Below are 20,836 nucleotides of genomic sequence, written 5' to 3'. Positions count from 1 at the left end.
ATAGTTGGAAAGGAAATGGCAAAAACAAGACAACAATTAAACTTAGAAAACCTTGCCTACATTAGTGCTGGTAGCATTGTTGATGTCGAAATATTAACACCCACAGCCAGTAAGCGAATTAAAACTGAATTTGTTGGTTTATTGCATGAGCGTTTTGTGATTTTAAATTATCCATCAGCCAAGCGCTTAAGTAACGCGGGTGAATATTTAAAAGATGGTGTTGTGGTGATCGTCAGAGCGGTGCTTGAAACCGGTGGCGGGCAAGTTATAGCATTTCGTCAGCAGGTTATGTCAGTGTCGTCGCACCCGGCACGGCTTATTTATTTAAATTTCCCAACTGAAGTGCAATTATTTAGTTTGCGATCACAAACTCGTATTCCCACATTATTAGCTGCAAAAATAAAGTTTAATGACGAACGCGAGATGCAAGGAGTTATTAAAGATATCTCAGTAACTGGGGTAATGTTTGATGTAAAAAGTAAAGCTGATCTCAGTGAATTAAAGAATACTCAGTGTCATATTATGCTCGATAAAAACAATAAAGGTGTTACTGAGTTTAGCGGACAAATATGCAGTGTTAAAAGCCATGCCACTAGCGCCCAGTTTGGTATTCAACTAACGGCAAGTGAAGACGAGATGAAAACTTTCATGAAAGACCACTTTATCGACCTTTCAGTGCTTGAGCCACTGGTGTAAATTTGTGCATATTCGCTGTTTTGCGACAAAATAGCGGATATACCGTAACCCACCTTAAAGAACTCTAAATTTATTTTTATTGTTATTAATTATCAGCAACATAGATTTTTTATTTATTTCAGTTGCTAATTTTCAGCTGGTTAATTTCAGCGCCTGTCACTCTTCTTGCCTATAAAAATATAAATACGAACACTGTAAGTACGGATCTGTGTCTTTTCTATTAAACCTAATCAATTGATTTTTATAAACTATATTTTATAGGTGGTTTACGTGTTGCTAAAAAGCAACAAAAAACACCGTAAATAGCCAGTCAAAAGTAAATTTTATTTTTAATAATTTGATTTTAAACGTTTTTTTAAATGTGGCACCGAAGTTGTAATAGTCTAGTTGTACAGAACGAAAATGTGATTAGCACATCGTTCGAAACCATAAACATTGAAGGAATATTTATTATGAACACATTAAATAAAACGTTGGCACTTATTGCTCTAGCATCTTCTTCAGCCGCATTTGCTGCAACAGACTTTGACACATTAGATGTTGATGGTAATGGCGCAATTAGCCAAAGTGAAGCTTCAGTTGATGCTGAGCTTATGAGCCAATTTGCAGAGCTTGATACCGACGGTAACGGCGAACTTTCAAAAGCAGAGTTTTCAAAAGCTTAATGTCGCTTTTTGACAGGGAAAAATGAAAAGGACTTCGTAACACACTATTCATCATCTCAGGTGAAAGGAGATAACCAATGAACATACTAAATAAAGCGATAGTACTTATTGCATTAACCTCTTCATCAGCAGCATTTGCTTTTGAGGCGTTAGACTTCGATACCCTTGATGTTGATGAAAATGGTGTGATCAGTCAAGTTGAAGCCGCAGAAGATGCTGAGCTTTTAAATAGATTTGCAGAGCGTGATACTGACCAAAACGGTGAGTTATCAAAAGAAGAGTTTTCAAAAGCTTAATAATTTAATACTGAGTTTATCCTGAGCTGCCAAAGACAACCTAAGTGGGCAGGGAACCCATGATAAAGGATAACAAGGAAGACTTTACTCGCATTGAAAACCAGTATTGAGACAAATTTTTTGATAGTACATTGAAGGAATATTAATTATGAACACATTAAATAAAACATTAGCACTTATTGCACTGGCATCTTCATCAGCGGCGTTTGCTGCTACCGATTTTGATACGCTAGATGTTGATGGGAATGGAGCTCTGAGCCAGCAAGAAGCATCAATGGGTGGTATTACATCTACAACATTTGCAGAGCTTGATACTGACCAAAACGGTGAGTTATCAAAAGAAGAGTTTTCAAAAGCTTAATAATTTAATACTGAGTTTATCCTGAGTTGCCAAAGACAACCTAAGTGGGCAGGGAACCCATGATAAAGGATAACAAGGAAGACTTTACTCGCATTGAAAACCAGTATTGAGACAAATTCTTTGATAGTACATTGAAGGAATATTAATTATGAACACATTAAATAAAACATTAGCACTTATTGCACTGGCATCTTCATCAGCGGCGTTTGCTGCTACCGATTTTGATACGCTAGATGTTGATGGCAACGGCGCAATCAGCCAAAGTGAAGCATCGGTTGATGCTGAGCTTATGAGTAAATTTGCAGAGCTTGATACAGACGGTAACGGTGAGCTCTCAAAAACTGAGTTCGCAAAGGCCTAATTATAGCTTCCGCCTACAAGGAATTTTAAAAGGACTTTTACATTGATTACGTTCAAAAGCAGCCAATACCCCCGGGCTGCTTTTTTTATGCCTGTGTGCTTCCTGTGCGGTTAAGTGCATTATTTACAACATAAATACATCAGCTTATTATCGTGGTATTAATTTATACATGGAAGTTGCTAATGTTAGAGATTATCAGTTTATATTCAGCACTAAGCGCGAGTATATGGATTGTTGTTGGGGTGTATATCGCTGGTAGGTGTTATCCAAACTATAGTCATGCAAAGCAATTTTGCAGCGAGCTCGGTGCTGCTGGCAGTCCCACGGAAAAACTATCCCCGCTTATTAATAACTATCCTCTTGGCTTACTATTTTGTTTATTTGGTTGGTATGTCGTACAGCTGGAAAATACCGCTATATTAATTATGTTGGTCGGTTGGCTTGTCATGATTCATGGTGTGGGTACCTGGATTGCCGGTTACTTCCCCATGGATGCGGATCCTAATACTAAAAACCCTACTTTGAGTTGCCAAATACATTCTTGGGCTGGCTTGGTAATGCTGCTGTCTTTGCTGATTGCGCCAATTTTTGTTGCTGTAAGTTCATATACCAGTATTTCATTTCGGCTTTTTTCAATTTTGTGTGCGTGTATTGCCTGTTACTTTTTAGTTTTGTTGACGCAAGCATTTAAGCAAAAAGGCAGTGTAGGCACTTATCAACGATTAGCTTATGGTGTGCAGTTGTTGTGGTTGAGTGCATTTTCGTTGGTGCTTTAACCGTAAAATAATTTTTAATGGGAGTTTCAATGTCTGAATATGTAGCAAGTGTTGTCTGGTCTCGCCAAGCAGAAGAGTTGTTTATTGATAATAAATATAGCCGAGCTCACCAGTGGCAATTTGATGGTGGGGCAACTATTGCTGCATCCTCCTCACCGCATATCGTGCCACTGCCATATTCTATGGCAGAAAGTGTCGACCCCGAAGAGGCATTTATTGCGTCATTGTCGAGCTGTCATATGTTATTTTTCTTATCTATTGCGGCAAAAAATAAGTTTATGGTTGATAGCTATCAAGATGATGCCGTTGGTTTGATGCAGCGCGCTAGTGATGGGCGTATGTCGATGACTCAAGTAACTTTAAAACCATGTGTGAAGTTTGCCGAAAATGAGCAACCGAGTGCAGAGCAATTAGAAGAAATGCATCACCAGGCTCATGAGTTATGTTTTATCGCCAATTCGGTGAAAACACATATTGTGATTGAAATTGTTGGTGCTTAATTAAATTGTAAGAATACCCAGAGCGTTAAAACTGCAATATCGTTGCTATTGTTTCGCATAATGGCAACAAAACACGAATTTTCATAAACTAACTGCGTTTTTATTTTTTACTTACCAAAATAAATTTAATTTCCCCTTACAATTCAGATTGTTAATTTATGAAAAAAATTTAATTTTTATCAGTTAAAGTTGCTGTTCAGTTGCGGTTAGGGTACTCATCTTTGAAAAAAACACTATTATCAGCATAGTTTATCGAGTTGTGTCATTTTTATAACTATTAACCATTTGATTTATATGGTTTTATAGGTTAACGCATAAATCTTGTTGCTAAACTGCAACAGAATAGTCCTTCTAAATTCCACGGAAACATCAAAATACAATGTAACTTCATGATTTTTAATGATAATAAATTGTTGGCACCGAAGTTGTAATACTCTAGTTGTCTTGAACGAAACGGTGATTATCACTTAAGTTCACAACCATAAACTTTGAAGGAATATTTATTATGAACACATTAAATAAAACATTAGCACTTATCGCATTAGCTTCTTCATCAGCAGCATTTGCAGGTACTGACTTTGACACCTTAGATGTTGATGGTAGCGGCACGATCAGCCAAAGCGAAGCGGCAGTTGATGCAAAATTAATGAGCCAGTTTGCTGAGTTAGATACTGATGGTAATGGTGAGCTTTCAAAAGCTGAGTTTTCTGAAGCGTAATCGCTTATTTTCATACAAGGATCTTTGCAAAGGACCTGCGCATTTGATTAAGCAAGCACACTAAATTTTGGAAGGAAGATAATTATGAACACATTAAATAAAACCTTAGCACTTATCGCGTTGGCATCATCATCAGCTGCTTTTGCAGCAACTGACTTCGATACTCTTGATGTTGATGGCAATGGTGTAATCAGCCAACAAGAAGCATCTGCTGATGCGACTATTTCAGCTAAGTTTGCTGAGCTTGATACTGACCAAAACGGTGAGTTATCAAAAGAAGAATTTTCAAAAGCGTAATTTCAGTTTCCACAAACAGGGATCTCTGAAAAGGATTTCTTTCTTTTAAATTATTAGGAATAACACTATGAAACATATTAATACAGCACTTGCTATTTTTGCCTTAGCGGCTTCATCAACTGCGTTTGCAGCAGTTAGTTTTGACACATTTGATACTGATGGAGACGGCGTGATTAGCCAAAAAGAAGCCTCTGTGAATGCACAGTTAGTTGAAATTTTTGCTGACTTAGATACAGATCAAAACGGTGAGCTATCGAAAGAAGAGTTTGCCAAAGTACAATAAACTGATAGAAATAACACTCCTACAAAAAAAAGCAGCTTAGTTAAGCTGCTTTTTTTGGTTAACTTGAATGGTTATAAGCTGTAGTCAAACTGCAGGGAGAATTTTCGCGGGCTGCCGTAGCGATATTGGTTATAAAAACCAATTTGGTTGTAATAAGTTTTATCAAATAAGTTATCAATATTTACGCTAACAGACATTTGTGAGTTAATTTGATAACTACTCATAAGGCTTGCGATGCCATAACTTGATTGCTCTACTTCAACTTGACCGTGAACTGGGTTTTTTACTTCATCATAGCTGCGACTTTGCCAGCGATAACCGCCACCGACTTTCAACCCTGTTAACAGTTGATCTAATTTATAAGTGGTAAATAACTTAAATTGATTTTTTGGGTTTGTGGTATTGAGGATGTCACCTTCGGGCGTTTCACCTTCGCTATAAGTGTAGCCAAAATAGCCATTCCAACTATCAGTAAATGCACCATTAAGTTCAAACTCAAGCCCTTGGGTGACCGTACCATCAATTGGTTGATAAATTGCCTGAAGAGTGTCTGGAATTGTTTCGCCAGTGTATTCGCCCACATTGTCTTGCTGAATTTCAAAACCCGATAGTGCAATGTCTAAACGCTCGTCCAATAATGAGGCCTTGATACCTAGCTCATAATTTTGACCTTGAATTGGGTCAAGGTAATTACCATTTTTATCGACGCGGCTTTGCGGGGTAAATATATCGGTGTAGTTAGCATAAAGTGCCCAATTATCTGCCAAGCTATAAGTAGCACCTAAATAATTGGTCAGCTCGTTATCTAATTTATAATCATGTTGGCTGCCAAAGTTATCTTGATTTGTTTGCCATTGATTTAATCGGCTTCCTAAAACCAATGAGAGTGAATTTGTTAGATTAAGTTGTGAAGCAAAGTACAAAGCATTTTGCTCTGTTGTGCCATAAGAGCCAAAGGCGGGTGTAGCTTGCCAAGTTGGTTTTGGGTAGTCATAGTTTGGGGCTGTAAAATCGCCGATGATTTCTGCCTCTTCTTGCCCCGGGAAGTAGGGGGTTGTAAAGTCTTGCTCTTGGCTATTGTAACCAAACATGACTTGGTGGCTTTGATCTAACCAGTTAAATCTACCGGTAAGCTCTATCTCGTAGGTGCGCTGAATCCGCTTGGCATCAATATAATTTACTGAACCGGGCATCATGCCTATATTCGTTTGTGAGTCAGGGTTACCTGTCGCCCAAAAAACATCGTAATGTAGGTCATTATTACCATATATATAGCTCGCACTTAGCTGCCAATTAGCATTGAAGTAATGATCAATACTCATAAAGCTATTCAATGCTTTAGTTTTTGAAGATGACCAATTTGGCGCTGTGGATGTTTCTCTATCATAGTTTGTTCGGGTGCCATCGCTATAAAAAATAGGTAGTCCACCCGACATCGTGCCTTTTGGGTCTGTGGTTTGCGTATCAACAGCAAAAGTTAACAGGGTACTATCAGTTAGGTCAGCTTCGATAATACCGTATAACGTGGTTTTTTCTTGGCTGAACCTGTCTTGATATGATTGCTGATCTTGGTAAGCAATGACTGTACGACCTCGTACACTTGCGCTGCCATTTAAGCTGCCTGACACATCAACCACACCACGATAGTTTTGCCAAGAACCAACCGTTGCAGAAATATTTACTTGGTTATGCACAGTAGGGCGCTTACGTATTAAGTTAATTGCTGCTGATGGATTACCTGCACCGAGCATTAACCCTGTGGCACCACGGACAACTTCAATCCGCTCATAAATAGCAGTATCTGTTAAGTTATCGCCGTAATTAAATCGGGTATCATAAGTAGTTGCTATACCATCATATAAAATACTGGTAACACTGATACCGCGCGCTGAAATTGAATATTTACCATTATCGGCCTCTCTTGCATTGATGCCGGTTACGCTGGTGATGGCTTCAATAGCACTATTTAATTGTTGATCGACCATAAATTCACTGGTGATAGCGATAGCTGATTGCGGAGTTTGCAAGTGGCTGAGATCAAGCCCTGTTGCTGAGTTCATTGCACTTACTTTGTAGCCGCTATCTTGCTGGCCCACGATGGTTAGTTTTTCAATGTCGTTTTTAGCTTCGGCATTTGCATTCGTTGACAGTCCACACACAAGAATACCAATAACACTGCAATATGTAACACAAAGAGGGGTGTTTAAAGTTGGGTGTATCATTTGAAGAAATCCATTTATATTAAAAAATGTGAAATTAACTTCTCACAGAAAGAGAAAACGCTTGATTATCAAACAGCGTGAGAGTAATGGATTTGGGTACATAAGTAAACGATTTTGAGATTGATTTTCATTTGCATTTATTGGGGGTGGAAATTCACCTTTCGATACAGTTGCTTTGTGTCGAAAGGTGAGGAGTAATTTAGAGAAAGATAGCGCTAACTTGGAACAGTTTTTCAACTACGTTGATATGCTTTTTATCGATCAAGAACATAATGACGTGATCGCCTGAGTGAATTATCGTGTCGTCGTGGGCTATCAGTACATCATCATTACGGACAATCGCGCCAATCGTGGTACCTGCAGGCAGCTTAATATCAGCAATTGCACGGCCGACAACTTTAGAGGTATGTTCGTCGCCATGGGCCACCGCCTCAATGGCTTCTGCTGCGCCTTTACGTAATGAATACACATTAACAATATCACCGCGGCGAACATGGGTAAGCAGGGCGGAAATCGTGGCTTGCTGTGGTGAAATGGCAATATCAATTTCGCCACCTTGCACTAAATCAACATATGCGCCGCGCTGAATAAGCACCATGGTTTTTTGCGCACCCATGCGTTTAGCGAGCATGGCTGACATAATATTAGCTTCATCATCATTGGTTACCGCGATGAATACATCAACTTGTTCGATGTGTTCTTCTGATAACAACTCCTGATCTGACGCATCACCACAAAACACCACTGTATTATCAAGCATTTCTGATAACTGCTCAGCACGTTCTTTATTTCGTTCAAGCAATTTTACGCTATGATTCTTTTCCAGAGAGCGAGCAAGCCCAGCACCAATATTACCGCCACCAGCAATCATAATTTTTTTGTATGAACGCTCTAGTTTCTGTAGTTCATTCATTACTGCACGAATATGTTTGGTGGCAGCGAGGAAGAACACTTCATCATCCGCTTCAATTACTGTAGTACCCAGTGGTTTGATTGCTTTACCTTGGCGGTAAATCGCGGCAACACGAGTTTCAACATTAGGAATATGCTCTTTTAATGCTGACAATGCATAACCGACTAACAATCCGCCGTAGTAAGCCTTTACCGCAACCAGCGAGAGCATGCCATCGCCAAACTCTAAAACTTGTAACGCACCAGGATAATCAATCAAGCGACGAATATACTTAGTCACTAGTTGCTCTGGAGCAATATAGTGGTCAACAGGTAAATCATCGTTTTGAAAGAGCTTTTCGCGGTACTTTAAGTATTGCTCAGAACGGATCCGAGCAATTTTAGTCGGCGTATTAAAAATACTATACGCGACTTGGCAAGCGACCATGTTCACTTCATCTGAACTGGTTACTGCGATGATCATATCGGCGTCTTCCGCACCGGCGCGGCGTAATACATCAGGGTGGGCACTATGACCTGTAACACCCTGTAGATCGTATTTATCTTGTAACTCACGTAATCGGTTGCCATCAATATCAACAACCGTGATTTCGTTTTGTTCACCTACCAGGTTTTCAGCGAGTGTACCGCCTACTTGTCCTGCACCGAGTATGATTATTTTCATGGTTTACTAAAAGCTTCTTATGAGTGTGTTTTTATAAGCTTGGCATAATAAAATCCGTCACTCTCACCAGGCAGTAACTGCAGCCCAGGGTTGCTTGGGGTATCGTTATCATGTAGCGGGATATGTTCAACATCGTTATTATTTGCTAAAAATTTAGCGACTTGCTGTTGGTTCTCTTGTGGTAATACTGAGCAGGTTGCATAAATTAGCGTGCCACCTGGTTTCAATAATGGCCAAATGCTATTGAGAATATCGCCTTGGAGTGTCGCCAGATCATTGATATCTGATGCACGACGTAGCCATTTGATATCTGGGTGACGACGAATTACACCCGTTGCAGAGCAAGGAACGTCTAATAGAATACGGTCAAACTGTTGCTCATCCCACCATTTGTGTGGCTGCGAAGCATCGGCACATTGTAAATCAGCGCCTAAGCCAATTCTTTCAAGGTTTTGCTTTACACGTTCAAGGCGGGTGGCATCGCTATCAAGTGCCAGTACATCAGCATCTGCGAGTTCTAGAATGTGACAGGTTTTACCACCGGGTGCTGCGCAGGCATCTAAAATATGCTCGTCAGCTTTTGGATCTAACAAGCGTGCCGCAAGCTGTGCTGCTGCATCTTGTACTGAACATGCGCCGGTGTCGAATTCAGGCAACGAAAACACATCGCGCGGTTTATCCAGCTTAATACCATCAGGGAAATCAGGATTGAGTGTATGTTCAATGTCATTAGCAGTGAGCATTTCGCTATATTCAGCGGTGCTATATTGCGCTTGGTTAACACGCAACCACATTGGTGCTTGCTGCTGGTTCGCTTCTAGTAGAGCTTGCCAAGAGTCAGGGTAAGCTTCAGTTACTTGTTTGATAAACCAGTTTGGGTGGTTGTATAAACACACTGGTATTTGCTTGGCTTTTTCTTCCAGCTCTACTTGCTGGCGCTGAAAGCTGCGTAAAATAGCGTTGATCAAGCCTTTTAAACCCAATGCGCGCAGTTGTTCTAATGCATTAACCGTTTCGCTAATGGCTGCATGCGGTGGAACCCGCATATGTTGTAGTTGGTAAATGCCCACATACAGTAAAAACTGGAATATACGGCGCTTACCTTTAAGTGGCTGCTCAACTAAATGTTGACAATAATTTTCTAAACTTGGTAAATAACGCAGTACGCCGTAACAAATTTGCTGTAATAACGCTTTATCTTTAGGTGGTAAACCTTGGCTGGCAAAAGGCAGCTCTTGATTTAATGAGGCGCCTTTATCAACCACGTTATATAAAGTTTCGGCGGCAAGCGCCCTGACATTACTCATTGTGTTCGCCTATTCGTGTGCCAGGAGTTACCCAGTCTGCTCGACCATTTAAAAAGTCAGTAATGGCCATTGGCTTTTTACCTTGTGGTTGTACTTGAGTGATATTAAGTGCGTTAGTACCACAGGCAATCACAATGCCGTGTTTATCGCTTTGTAATACCGTGCCTGCCGTGCCTTGCTGGTCAACAACATTAGCTTGATAAACTTTTACAGTGTGTTCACCCATTTGGGTAAAACAGACCGGCCATGGATTGAATGAGCGGATATTACGCTCTATTTGCGCTGCGTCCATCGACCAATCAATATTTGCTTCGTCTTTAGATAGCTTTTTAGCGTAATTGGCAAGCTCGTCATTTTGTACTTGTGGGGTAATTTCGCCATTAGCTAACTTAGTAATGGTGTCTATTAGTGCGCTTGGGCCTAAATCGGCAAGCTTAGCGTATAAACTTGCACTTGTTTCAGTGGCGGTAATAGGGCAGCGGCTAATATGCAGCATGTCGCCGGTATCTAGGCCTTCATCCATTTGCATTATGGTGACGCCAGTCTCTTCATCGCCCGCCCAGATAGCGCGTTGAATCGGCGCGGCACCACGCCAGCGCGGTAAAATTGAGCCGTGTACATTTAAACAACCAAGCCGTGGCGCCTCTAAAATTGCTTTTGGTAACAGTAATCCATAAGCGACCACGATCATAAGGTCAGCATTTAAGCTGCTTAGTTCAGCCAGAGCGTCGTCACTTTTTAATGAGGCAGGTTGAAACACTGCTAACTCATTTGCCAGTGCGAGTTCTTTCACTTCACTGGCTTTGAGTTTTTTACCGCGCCCTGCTGGACGGTCGGGTTGGCTATACACGCCAACAATTTGATGCTCTGAGTCGATAAGAGCTTGTAAATGGCGCGCAGCAAAGTCTGGCGTACCGGCAAAAATAATGCGTAATGGTTGTGTCACTGAACTTCCTAATTATTACTAAGGTATTATTGCGCTGCTAACTTAGCTTCTTTTTCAAGTTTTTTACGAATACGTTGGCGCTTTAACGGTGATAAGTAATCGATAAATAGTTTACCCTGTAAATGGTCAAGCTCATGCTGGATGCAAATTGCTAATAGCTCATCAGCATCTAAACTAAACTCTTCGCCATTTTCGTTTAATGCGGTCACTGTTACAGTTTCTGCGCGGTCAACTTTTGCATAAGAGTGTGGCACAGATAAACAGCCTTCTTCACTTACCGTGGTGCCATCTTGTTTAGTGATTGTCGGGTTGATCAATACTAACGGTTTATCACGTTCTTCTGATACGTCAATGACCACAATACGTTGATGAATATCGACTTGAGTCGCAGCTAATCCAATGCCGTTTTCATCATACATAGTTTCCAGCATGTCTTTTACAATTTGGCGAATTTGGTCGTCAACTTGCACCACTTCTTTTGCTATTGTACGTAAACGCTCATCTGGAAATCTTAAAACTTCTAACCTAGCCATAGTAACCTTTTTCACTTGTGCTTAATTTAGGGTATTGTATGCTCTTATTTTAGCCATTCGCGTTCACCTTTAACAGGTTTTGGTTGATAATAATGAAAAAACACCACAAGGAAGCTCAATGAAATACCCATTACTCGCGGCAATGTTGGCATTAAGTGCTACTTTCCCATCGTTAGCAGATGTATTAACTATAAAAAAAGATGCGCCTAAACAATACGTTGTGAAAAAGGGCGATACACTTTGGGATATTTCAGGGGTTTATTTGCAAGAGCCTTGGCAGTGGCCGGAACTTTGGCAAATGAATCCACAAATTAATAATCCACACCTAATTTACCCAGGGGATGCACTGTCTTTAATCTATGATGAGCACGGTAATCCACGTTTGGTGATTAATCAGGGTTATAAAAAGCTTTCTCCACATGGTCGAATTGTACAAAAAGGTAAAAATGCGATCCCTACTTTACCTCTTGAGCTGCTGCGTCCTTACCTAATCTATGAGCAAGCACTAAATGCTGATGACATTGCCGATAAACCTTATATTTTAGGAGCCAATGTCAACACTAAAATGAATACCGAAGGCCATATAGTTTATGTTAAAGGTGAGCTGAAATTACACGAGTCATACGCTATTTACCGCAAGGGCGAAGCATATGTTGATCCGCAAACAAACGAAGTGTTGGCTAATAAAGCACAATTAGTGGCGGTGGGTCGTGTATTTAGAAAAGGTGATATTGCCAATGGTGTACCTGCTTCAGTTAAAATTGAACAGGTAAAGAGAGAGATCAAAGCGGGTGATTTTTTAATGCCTGCGATAGAAGGTCAGCTATTACCTGCGTATTTTAATATTCACCGTCCTGAGCAGCCAGTGCAAGGTGAAATCATCGCATCAGTGAGTGGATTACGAGAATTCAGCACAATGGATATTGTAGTGCTAAACTTAGGGTCAGAGCAGCAAATTAAAGAAGGCCACATTTTAGATATTGAGCGTCAATCACCGACTGTTTTTGATGGTCGTAATGGCCCACGCTACAAAGAAGATTCAAATAGCCTTGAAAAGTTAGTAACAAACGCCAACGAATTTTTTGGCGTTGAGGCAGATGCCGACACGACTGTGTGGCATATGCCAAAAGAACAGGTCGGTCAGCTAATGGTGTTTAAAGTTTATAAAAACGTTAGTTATGCCTTAATCGTAAAAAACCAGCACCCAATCCGAGTCGGTGATTTTGCAGTTATAAATTAATTCAGGTTTGAGTGTTCTAAGGAGGGAGCATGAAAGATTCATCAGGCAAGCTAACCCATTGGCTTGCCTTTTATTTATGTAAAGGCTTAGGTGTTAAAACCTTATTGGCATTGGCACAAAAACTGCCATTAGATGATTTGTTTGAGCTGACTCATGAGCAGCTTACCGGTCATGGTTTAAGCCCGCAGGTCGCCACTAATTTACTGGCAACCGATTGGCAGCAAGTTGACTATTATCAACAGATAATTGTTAACTCACAGATAACCGCAATTGATTACTTCGATCCTCACTATCCACCATTATTAAAAGAAATTGCTAGCGCGCCTTTATTGCTATTTTGCCGAGGCAATTTAGAGTTATTGACCAGTCCGCAAATCGCTATTGTTGGAAGCCGCAATGCCACGCCAATCGGTTTAGAGATCGCCGCTGAATTTGCTCATCAACTCACTTTGGCAGGATTAACGGTAACTTCCGGAATGGCGCTTGGTATTGATGGTGCTGCCCACAAAGGAGCGCTGGCGGGCAATGGTAAAACCATTGCAGTGCTTGGTACTGGAGTGGATGTTTATTATCCTAAACGGCATAAGTTACTCACCGATCAAGTATCCGAACGGGGGATGTTGGTGAGCGAGTTTTTACCCGGTACAGCCGCTAATGCTAATAACTTCCCAAGACGTAATCGTATAATATCTGGTTTGTCATTAGGTGTGTTGATTGTCGAGGCTGAAATAAAAAGCGGTTCGCTTATCACCGTGCGGTATGCGCTGGAGCAAAACAAAGAAGTTTTTGCAGTGCCTGGTTCAATTAAAAATCCACTCTCTGAAGCCAGTCACTTTTTAATTAAACAAGGTGCAAAGCTGGTGGAAAATGTCAGTGATATTCTAGACGAAGTGAGCTTTTTCTGCGAAAACAGTCTATATACTATAGAAGAAGCAACGGTTGATGAACCTGCCTGCGAAATACTAAACAGTGTTGGTTTTGAAGTAACAGCTGTTGATTTAATTGCTCAGCGTAGCCAGTGGCCAATAGATAAAGTGCAAGCACGTTTACTTGATCTTGAATTGGAAGATAGAGTAGAGCGTGTATTAGATGGCTATATTAGAGTTCGATAAGCTTAGTGTGGAGGAAAGTAACATGTTCGATATCCTCATGTATCTGTTTGAAAACTACATTCACAGCGAAGCCGAAGTCTTTGTTGAGCATAATGAACTCACTGACGAATTATTACGTGCCGGCTTTAATAAGCCCGAAATATACAAAGCACTTGATTGGCTTGAGCAGCTTGCTGACTTGCAGCACAGTGATGAATTCCCTTATTTAAACCGCCTCCCACAACATGCGATACGTATTTTCACCGATAGTGAATGCCACATGCTGAGCGTAGAGTGTCGGGGCTTTTTAATGTTTGTAGAACAAGTCGGAGTGATCAACAGCGCAACGCGTGAAATGGTTATGGATCGTTTGTTCGCATTAGATAAATCTTATATATCACTTGATGATTTAAAATGGGTGGTACTTATGGTGTTGTTTAATGTGCCAGGCTCAGAGCAAGCTTATGCACAAATGGAAGAACTTATTTTTGATGAGCCGGCAGAGGTACTACATTAAGCAAGTGCTGCGCTTGTATCTTTAATTAGTTTGGGTATATTAGGCGAAAATTAGTCAGCTGCTTAGGGAACACATGAGTAAAATCGACCAATCGCTTTTTTCTGCAAATCAACATGCCTTAGAAAAAGAATACGAAGTGTGCCCTAAATGCGGTTCAGAGCTTGTGATCCGCAACAGTAAATCAGGTCCTTTCCTTGGCTGTGCGAGTTATCCCGAATGTGATTTTATTCGCTCGCTTGCTCAACATGATACTCAACAAATCAAAGTACTTGATGATAGCCCTTGTCCAGAGTGTGGTAATCCGCTAGTAGTGAAGAATGGCCGCTATGGTATGTTTATTGGCTGTACGGGTTATCCTGAGTGTCACTATATTGCTCATGATGAGCCTGAGCCAAATGAAGAAGTTTTACCTGCTTGCCCTAAGTGTAAAAAAGGCCAGTTAGTGGCGCGTAGTAATAAATTTGGTAAAACATTTTATTCATGTAATAGCTATCCAAGTTGTAAATACACACTCAATCACAAACCAGTTAGCCATATCTGCCCCGCGTGCCAATGGCCAGTAATGATGCAAAAGCAAATGACCAATAGTGTTGTGCTACAATGCCCTCAGAAAAGTTGCTCGCATAAATTCACGGTGAGCGAATAATTACCGGCTTTAATTTTATTGTATTTGGAGATTTTCAGTGACTGATACTACCTCAGTTCCTTTAACTGCCCTTGCTGCTGTGTCGCAAGGCGGGGTTATTGTTTACCCAACCGAAGCTGTTTATGGCTTAGGCTGTGACCCCGATAATCAGCAAGCTGTGGAGCGCTTACTTGCAATAAAGCAGCGGCCATTTGAAAAAGGCTTAATTTTAATTGCCGATAATTATGGGCAATTATTAAAGTATGTTGATGATGCAAAAATTCCGATGGATAAACGCGCTGATATTTTTTCCAGCTGGCCCGGCGCAATTACTTGGGTTATGCCAGCGGCTAAAGGTACGCCTAAATGGTTAACAGGACAATTTGATAGTATTGCTGTGCGTGTAACTAATCACCCAACAGTAAAGCGCTTATGCCAAGAATTAGGCAAACCTCTTGTGTCTACTAGTGCTAACTTATCAGGACATGATACGGTCACTAGTATTGCAATGGCTAAAAGTGAGTTTGGCGAGCTGGTGGCATTTTATGTAGATGAACCACTTGGTGGTAACACGCAGCCTAGCACTATTAAAGATGTAATGACCGGCAAAGTATTTAGAGGATAACCATGCACAGCAATTTACTCGAACAAGTAAAAACCTACCTGATGGCCTTGCAAGACACAATTTGCCAAGGTTTAGAGCAAGCTGATGGCCAAGCCAAGTTTGTAGAAGACAGTTGGCAGCGCGAAGAAGGCGGTGGTGGCCGAACTCGTGTTATTCGTGGTGGCAATGTGATCGAGCAAGGTGGGGTGAACTACTCGCATGTGTTTGGTGCTTCGATGCCGGCATCGGCAACTGCGCATCGTCCAGAACTTGCTGGTCGTAGCTTCCATGCCTGTGGTGTCTCGCTAGTGATCCACCCAAACAATCCACATATTCCAACGAGCCACGCTAACGTACGCTTTTTCATTGCAGAAAAGCAAGGTGAGGAGCCTATTTGGTGGTTTGGTGGTGGTTTTGACTTAACGCCATTTTATCCTGAGCTTGAAGATGTTCAACATTGGCATCAAGTCGCGCATGATTTATGTGCGCCGTTTGGAGATGAGGTTTACCCTAAATATAAAAAATGGTGTGACGAGTATTTTTACCTAAAACATCGCGATGAAACGCGCGGTGTCGGCGGTTTATTCTTTGATGATTTGAATGAAGCCGGGTTTGAGCAAAGCTTTGCCTTTATGCAAGCAGTAGGCAATGGCTTTTTAGGGGCTTATTTACCTATTATTGAACGTAGAAAAGCAACCCCATTTACTGAGCAGCAACGAGACTTCCAACTTTATCGTCGTGGCCGTTATGTTGAGTTTAACTTAGTGTGGGATCGTGGCACTTTATTTGGCTTGCAAAGTGGCGGACGTACAGAATCAATATTAATGTCGATGCCGCCGCTAGCGCGTTGGGAATATAACTATACACCCGAAGAAGGCAGTGCTGAAAATAAGCTATACGCTGACTTTTTAAAACCAAGAGACTGGTTAGGGCTAGCATAGTAAGCAGGCTGCCAGTCAATATCTGGTTTATTGACTGGCAACTTTAAGTATTACATCAATTTAAAGCTTCTTACTTGCTCATCCAGTGAACGCGCTAGATTTAACAGCTCCTCACTTACTTTTTGGTTATCGTTAGCATCCACTAATGACCGCTCAGCGTTATCACTAATACCAATAACACTCCTATTTATTTCCTCTGCGGCTAAGTTTTGTTGTTCTGTCGCGTCGGCTATTTGAATATTAAGTTGATTTATTTCATTCATCTGCATAGAAATATCTTTTAAAGCTTGAGCAACATTTTTTACTTGTTGCGCTCTAGCATCAGCCTCCTCACACGATTCACCCATGGTTTTAACCGTTTGCGCCGCTTCGGATTGTAGTTTGTCGATTGTGCGACGAATTTCATCGGTGGATGCATGAGTACGAGTTGCCAATGTACGTACTTCATCAGCCACCACAGCAAAGCCCCGCCCAGCTTCACCTGCACGTGCGGCTTCAATCGCAGCATTAAGAGCTAACAAATTGGTCTGTTCAGCAATACTGCTAATCACTTCGAGTACTTTTCCTACCTCAAGTGTTTGTACTTGTAGTTGACTTACTTGCGCTGCAGCTTGGCGAACATCGTCTGCCAATTGATTAATACTGAGTTCTGTTTGTTCAGCAACATGCATACTTTGTTGTGCAAGTTCATTACTGTTTTCTGATTTTTCAGAGGCAAAGTGAGTGGTGTTTTTTACTTCATTAGAGGAGCTCTCTAGTTCGTTTATAGCAGCTGCCACGGAGTCTGTATTTTTCTTTTGCTCTAAAATAGCGCGCTCAGTAGTATCCGCTGAGGTATAAATTTTTTCTGCTGAGTGGATCAATACTTTTGATGAATGAGATACTTGAGCAATATTATCTTTAAAGGTAGCGATCATCTTATTAAAGCTGGTGGCGAGCCAACCCAGTTCATCTTCAGCGCTATCGTCAATTCGCAGGCTTAAATCTTTGTTGGTTGTAGCTAAATGCATAGCATGACCTAGCTTTTTAAGGCGTACAATAAAAATTTGTCTAAACATAATGCCCAGTAATACAAAGGCAATAATAAAAATAATAGAGAGTAATGCGGTATTTACTAGGGTGTTGTAAGTCACCGCATTATCAATATCAGCTAATGAGTAACTAATTTTAACTACGCCGAGTACATCACCTTCTTGTGCTTGATGACAGCCAAGGCAATTAGTGCCTTTATAATCGCTACTGGCAAACATAGGGCGCAGAAAAGTTATACTGCGGCTATTATTTTGCTGATCAATTAGCAATGTTTCCTTGCCTTTTAAAGCCTCGCGTTCGATATCGTTGCTCGGCGCTTGATTTTTATTGCCCGGCCCATAAAGTTTATTAACAATTGGGGAGCGAATAATATGCGCATCTTCAATATTTGGGTGCTTGCGTAGTTTTTGGCTTAATAGCTCTCTATTTGCCATGGTGCCTGTGATCATCAAAGTATTGATAGAGTCAAAGTAGTTATCAGCAAGAAGCTTAATATTTTCTGCAACAGTGTCTTGCGCAAGCGTTCGTTGTTGGCTTGAGCTACTAAGAATACTGGCAATTAACACAATAATGCCTGTTAGGGCCAATAGGGCATAAATTTTATGTTGGATTGATTTCACACGCACGACGCTTTTTCTAAATATTTGATCACGTATTATCTATATTTAAAAAAAGGCCGTTTTGACTTAGCGCAAATAACGTGCAGTTAAAGAGAAGTGCTAGTGCTGATTAATCATATGACTGGCAAGTTGTGCCAAAGATTTACGTAACCCTTCTCGTAATAAGGGATTATCAATTTCCGCGTCTAACGCTTTATTCATGCAATACATCCATTGATCTCGTAAATCTTGATCAATTGGAAAAGGCATATGGCGTTTACGCAGCATAGGGTGACCATGCTTTTCAACAAACAAGTCTGGGCCGCCTAACCACCCTGATAAAAACTCAAAAAACACTTGGCGAATACGGTCCAATGGTTGAGGATGCATATCATATAACGGTTTAGCGTATTCATCGCTGGCCATAATGTCGTAGAATCGATTCGCAAGTGCTAAAGCACCAGCTTCTCCACCCATCAGTTGATAAGGTGTTTTTTCTGGCGTTGGTGCTTGCTGTTGTTCTGGTGGTTTCGATTTTGAAAAGAATCGTTTAATCATAGTTTTATCATCATTAATTAGCAGTAAGTTACGAGGTAATGTTACTGCACAAAGAGGTTGCTCAAATATGGACAAATATGCAGTTTTTGGAAATCCTATTAAACACTCAAAATCCCCTGCGATACATCAGCAATTTGCAACCTCATTGGGCGAACAAATCGAATACAGCGCAATATTAGCACCGATTGATGGTTTTAAAAAAGCCGTGGCCGATTTTTTTGCCACAGGCGGTAAAGGAGCTAATGTTACAGTGCCATTTAAAGAGCAAGCATTTGCGCTAGTTGATGAGCGAACTGAATTGGCAACCATTGTCGGAGCAGTAAATACTATTAAGTTATTAGATGATGGGCGCTTGCTAGGTGACAACACCGATGGCATTGGTTTTGTGAACGATCTGCTTGCGAATCAGGTTACCATTAAAGATAAACGGGTCTTACTTATAGGTGCCGGAGGCGCTGCACGTGGCGTGGTTTTACCGTTATTGGCACAACAGCCGAGTGAAATCATTATAGTCAATCGTACGGCAGCAAAAGCTAAGGAACTAGCTGAATTATTTGCCCAATACGGTAATGTAACTGGCTATGGTTTTGATGATTTGCCAGTAAGTGATTACTCGCTAATTGTAAACTCTACATCTAGCAGTATGCTTGGTGAATTGCCTGCGCTTGATAAAAAACACCTTGATGGCTGTGAACATGTTTATGATATGTTTTATTCACAGCAAAATACGCTGTTTATGCAATGGGCCCAGGGCTATAAGGCTAATATTAACGTACTTGATGGAAGTGGCATGCTAGTAGGGCAAGCTGCACAAGCCTATTTTGTGTGGCGCAATAATATGCCTGAAATACTCCCTGTTGTTCGGGCATTAAAAACCGGAGAGCTTGCATGAATCAAGCAATCCAATTTATCGACCGATTTGAATTTAACGTACAATCCCAGCTGTTAACGTTTTTTGCTCAAGTAAGTGGCTTAATGGTTGAATGTGTCATTGACACACACACGCTAGCATTGGCAGACCAACAAGCTGCAAAGTTACATTTTGAACAGGCGCGTTTTGACTATGAAGATATAGCCGAGCAACTAATCGAGAATGAAGAATATAACTCGGCAGGACAAATCATTGTTTCAGTGCTGAGTTAATCCTCAGCTAGATACTCATCTTTAAGCTCAACATAATTAGTTGCTGATATTTTTAAAAAACTCAGCTCTTGCTCGGTTAAAGGGCGCGCCTGCTTTACTGGACTACCCACATAGAGAAAGCCCGATTCCAAGCGCTTGTTTGGTGGGACTAATGAACCGCCACCAATTATCACATCATCTTCAACAATGGCATTATCCATTACAATCGCGCCCATGCCGACTAAAATACGATTCCCCAAACAACAGCCGTGCAACATAACCTTGTGACCAACGGTAACATCATCACCAATAATTAATGGATAACCATCTGGGTTACTTTTACTGGCACGCGTTAGATGTAACACGCTGCCGTCTTGCACGTTAGTACGTTCACCAATGCGTATATAGTTAACGTCCCCTCGTGCTGCTACTAATGGCCATACACTACTATCTTCACCTAATGTGATATCACCAACTAAAACAGCCGACTCATCTATATAAACAGACTGGTTAAAACGAGGAGTAATTCCTTTATAAGAACGGATTGCCATAAAACACCTAATAAATTAAGAATAAGTTCAATAGTAAGAGGTAAATAGTGTAGCAGTAGAGCCTATAAAATGGCCAGCTAGGATCTGTGCTGTATACTAAACTAGCACTTTTGAGCTGTTTAGCGCGTAAATTGAACGAACAGCACTTTATTTCAAGTTTTCTTTAAAAAACGCTTGCGTAAAATTCGCCGCGCCCTATAATGCGACCCCACTGAGACGGCAGACAGCAACGCTTAGCGAAGCAAGAGTTAATCAGTTAGTCGAGTAAAACTTGAGTTTAGATTTTTAATAAACTTTAAAATTAAGTGTTGACAAAAAAATAGGAAAGCGTAATATGCGCAGCCCTAGCGAGATAAAGTTTAACTTTAACCGCAACGTTCTTTAACAATATAAAGCAATCATCTGTGTGGGCACTCGTA

General features: G+C 40.9%; 26 protein-coding genes. 18 read left to right on the top strand and 8 right to left on the bottom strand.

The annotated features are described in order from the left end of the window. The first annotated feature begins 15 nt into the window (after window positions 1–15). The 10 genes from H5163_RS13745 to H5163_RS13700 all read left to right on the top strand — a co-directional run bounded on the left by H5163_RS13745 (window position 16) and on the right by H5163_RS13700 (window position 4,953). Window positions 16–696 (top strand): flagellar brake protein, encoded by a 681-nt coding sequence (locus tag H5163_RS13745; protein WP_149983181.1) that lies wholly within the window; start codon window positions 16–18, stop codon window positions 694–696. A gap of 452 nt (window positions 697–1,148) precedes the next feature. Then, window positions 1,149–1,361 carry a calmodulin gene (locus H5163_RS13740; RefSeq protein WP_145241748.1) on the top strand — a complete coding sequence of 71 codons (213 nt, stop codon included), beginning with the start codon at window positions 1,149–1,151 and terminating at the stop codon, window positions 1,359–1,361. 77 nt (window positions 1,362–1,438) lie between these two features. Next, on the top strand, window positions 1,439–1,657 hold the full coding sequence (locus H5163_RS13735; RefSeq protein WP_145241750.1) for a calmodulin: 219 nt from the start codon (window positions 1,439–1,441) through the stop codon (window positions 1,655–1,657). Window positions 1,658–1,805: 148 nt separating this feature from the next. After that, the gene (locus H5163_RS13730; protein ID WP_145241752.1) at window positions 1,806–2,018 is read left to right on the top strand and encodes a calmodulin; all 213 of its coding nucleotides are present in this window, start codon (window positions 1,806–1,808) and stop codon (window positions 2,016–2,018) included. 148 nt (window positions 2,019–2,166) lie between these two features. Next, complete coding sequence (locus tag H5163_RS13725; RefSeq protein ID WP_182735377.1) at window positions 2,167–2,379, top strand: calmodulin; 213 nt, start codon at window positions 2,167–2,169, stop codon at window positions 2,377–2,379. A 182-nt stretch (window positions 2,380–2,561) separates the two neighbouring features. Beyond that, entirely contained in the window at window positions 2,562–3,155 is a 594-nt protein-coding gene (locus tag H5163_RS13720; RefSeq protein ID WP_182735376.1) for a DUF998 domain-containing protein, read from the top strand. Window positions 3,156–3,184: 29 nt separating this feature from the next. Next, a complete protein-coding gene (locus tag H5163_RS13715; protein WP_182735375.1) occupies window positions 3,185–3,655 on the top strand; it encodes an OsmC family protein in 471 nt (156 codons plus the stop codon). Window positions 3,656–4,160: 505 nt separating this feature from the next. Continuing rightward, complete coding sequence (locus H5163_RS13710; RefSeq protein WP_145241758.1) at window positions 4,161–4,373, top strand: calmodulin; 213 nt, start codon at window positions 4,161–4,163, stop codon at window positions 4,371–4,373. A gap of 84 nt (window positions 4,374–4,457) precedes the next feature. After that, window positions 4,458–4,670 carry a calmodulin gene (locus H5163_RS13705; RefSeq protein WP_145241760.1) on the top strand — a complete coding sequence of 71 codons (213 nt, stop codon included), beginning with the start codon at window positions 4,458–4,460 and terminating at the stop codon, window positions 4,668–4,670. A gap of 67 nt (window positions 4,671–4,737) precedes the next feature. After that, window positions 4,738–4,953, top strand: a complete 216-nt coding sequence (locus tag H5163_RS13700) for an EF-hand domain-containing protein (protein WP_145241762.1) — start codon at window positions 4,738–4,740, stop codon at window positions 4,951–4,953. A gap of 71 nt (window positions 4,954–5,024) precedes the next feature. Here the strand turns inward: H5163_RS13700 and H5163_RS13695 are convergent, their stop codons facing one another. From H5163_RS13695 to def, 5 genes are all read right to left on the bottom strand, one after another. Continuing rightward, window positions 5,025–7,175, bottom strand: a complete 2,151-nt coding sequence (locus H5163_RS13695) for a TonB-dependent siderophore receptor (protein WP_259399821.1) — start codon at window positions 7,173–7,175, stop codon at window positions 5,025–5,027. Between the two features lie 199 nt (window positions 7,176–7,374). Continuing rightward, complete coding sequence (gene trkA, locus H5163_RS13690) at window positions 7,375–8,751, bottom strand: Trk system potassium transporter TrkA (RefSeq protein WP_064668279.1); 1,377 nt, start codon at window positions 8,749–8,751, stop codon at window positions 7,375–7,377. Window positions 8,752–8,768: 17 nt separating this feature from the next. Next, the gene (rsmB, locus tag H5163_RS13685; protein ID WP_145241763.1) at window positions 8,769–10,058 is read right to left on the bottom strand and encodes a 16S rRNA (cytosine(967)-C(5))-methyltransferase RsmB; all 1,290 of its coding nucleotides are present in this window, start codon (window positions 10,056–10,058) and stop codon (window positions 8,769–8,771) included. Beyond that, entirely contained in the window at window positions 10,051–11,004 is a 954-nt protein-coding gene (fmt, locus tag H5163_RS13680) for a methionyl-tRNA formyltransferase (RefSeq protein WP_145241764.1), read from the bottom strand. Before fmt ends, rsmB begins: the two co-directional genes overlap by 8 nt. Window positions 11,005–11,030: 26 nt before the next feature. Beyond that, the gene (def, locus tag H5163_RS13675; RefSeq protein ID WP_182735374.1) at window positions 11,031–11,537 is read right to left on the bottom strand and encodes a peptide deformylase; all 507 of its coding nucleotides are present in this window, start codon (window positions 11,535–11,537) and stop codon (window positions 11,031–11,033) included. Window positions 11,538–11,655: 118 nt separating this feature from the next. Here def and H5163_RS13670 point away from each other — a divergent pair, with 118 nt between their 5' ends. The 6 genes from H5163_RS13670 (at window position 11,656) to hemF (ending at window position 16,555) form a co-directional block, all read left to right on the top strand. Beyond that, window positions 11,656–12,777 (top strand): LysM peptidoglycan-binding domain-containing protein, encoded by a 1,122-nt coding sequence (locus H5163_RS13670; protein WP_145241768.1) that lies wholly within the window; start codon window positions 11,656–11,658, stop codon window positions 12,775–12,777. Window positions 12,778–12,806: 29 nt separating this feature from the next. Further along, window positions 12,807–13,889, top strand: a complete 1,083-nt coding sequence (gene dprA, locus H5163_RS13665) for a DNA-processing protein DprA (protein WP_145241770.1) — start codon at window positions 12,807–12,809, stop codon at window positions 13,887–13,889. Between the two features lie 22 nt (window positions 13,890–13,911). Beyond that, a complete protein-coding gene (locus H5163_RS13660) occupies window positions 13,912–14,385 on the top strand; it encodes a DUF494 family protein (protein ID WP_145241772.1) in 474 nt (157 codons plus the stop codon). 73 nt (window positions 14,386–14,458) lie between these two features. After that, window positions 14,459–15,031, top strand: a complete 573-nt coding sequence (locus H5163_RS13655) for a type I DNA topoisomerase (RefSeq protein ID WP_182718494.1) — start codon at window positions 14,459–14,461, stop codon at window positions 15,029–15,031. Between the two features lie 37 nt (window positions 15,032–15,068). Beyond that, on the top strand, window positions 15,069–15,635 hold the full coding sequence (locus tag H5163_RS13650; protein WP_182731936.1) for an L-threonylcarbamoyladenylate synthase: 567 nt from the start codon (window positions 15,069–15,071) through the stop codon (window positions 15,633–15,635). 2 nt (window positions 15,636–15,637) lie between these two features. After that, window positions 15,638–16,555, top strand: a complete 918-nt coding sequence (hemF, locus tag H5163_RS13645) for an oxygen-dependent coproporphyrinogen oxidase (protein ID WP_149983190.1) — start codon at window positions 15,638–15,640, stop codon at window positions 16,553–16,555. A 50-nt stretch (window positions 16,556–16,605) separates the two neighbouring features. Here the strand turns inward: hemF and H5163_RS13640 are convergent, their stop codons facing one another. Then, window positions 16,606–18,207, bottom strand: coding sequence for a methyl-accepting chemotaxis protein (locus tag H5163_RS13640; RefSeq protein ID WP_145241780.1), 1,602 nt, complete (start codon window positions 18,205–18,207; stop codon window positions 16,606–16,608). Window positions 18,208–18,306: 99 nt separating this feature from the next. Beyond that, window positions 18,307–18,744, bottom strand: coding sequence for a group II truncated hemoglobin (locus tag H5163_RS13635; protein WP_145241782.1), 438 nt, complete (start codon window positions 18,742–18,744; stop codon window positions 18,307–18,309). A 67-nt stretch (window positions 18,745–18,811) separates the two neighbouring features. On the opposite strand from H5163_RS13635, the gene aroE reads away from it, so the two are divergent. Beyond that, window positions 18,812–19,636 (top strand): shikimate dehydrogenase, encoded by an 825-nt coding sequence (gene aroE / locus H5163_RS13630; RefSeq protein WP_145241784.1) that lies wholly within the window; start codon window positions 18,812–18,814, stop codon window positions 19,634–19,636. Continuing rightward, window positions 19,633–19,887: a DUF1488 domain-containing protein gene (locus tag H5163_RS13625; RefSeq protein ID WP_145241786.1), complete on the top strand. Its 255-nt coding sequence runs from the start codon at window positions 19,633–19,635 to the stop codon at window positions 19,885–19,887. Before aroE ends, H5163_RS13625 begins: the two co-directional genes overlap by 4 nt. On the opposite strand, the gene H5163_RS13620 is transcribed toward H5163_RS13625, so the two are convergent. Beyond that, window positions 19,884–20,417 carry a gamma carbonic anhydrase family protein gene (locus tag H5163_RS13620; RefSeq protein WP_149983193.1) on the bottom strand — a complete coding sequence of 178 codons (534 nt, stop codon included), beginning with the start codon at window positions 20,415–20,417 and terminating at the stop codon, window positions 19,884–19,886. The two genes, H5163_RS13625 and H5163_RS13620, sit on opposite strands and share 4 nt — an antisense overlap. Window positions 20,418–20,836: the final 419 nt, after the last annotated feature.

The organism is Pseudoalteromonas sp. SG44-8 (genome assembly GCF_014164125.1).
Lineage (GTDB): Bacteria > Pseudomonadota > Gammaproteobacteria > Enterobacterales > Alteromonadaceae > Pseudoalteromonas > Pseudoalteromonas rhizosphaerae.
Note: the sequence above shows the minus strand (reverse complement) of the source record. Positions and strands in the feature narration are given on the sequence as shown.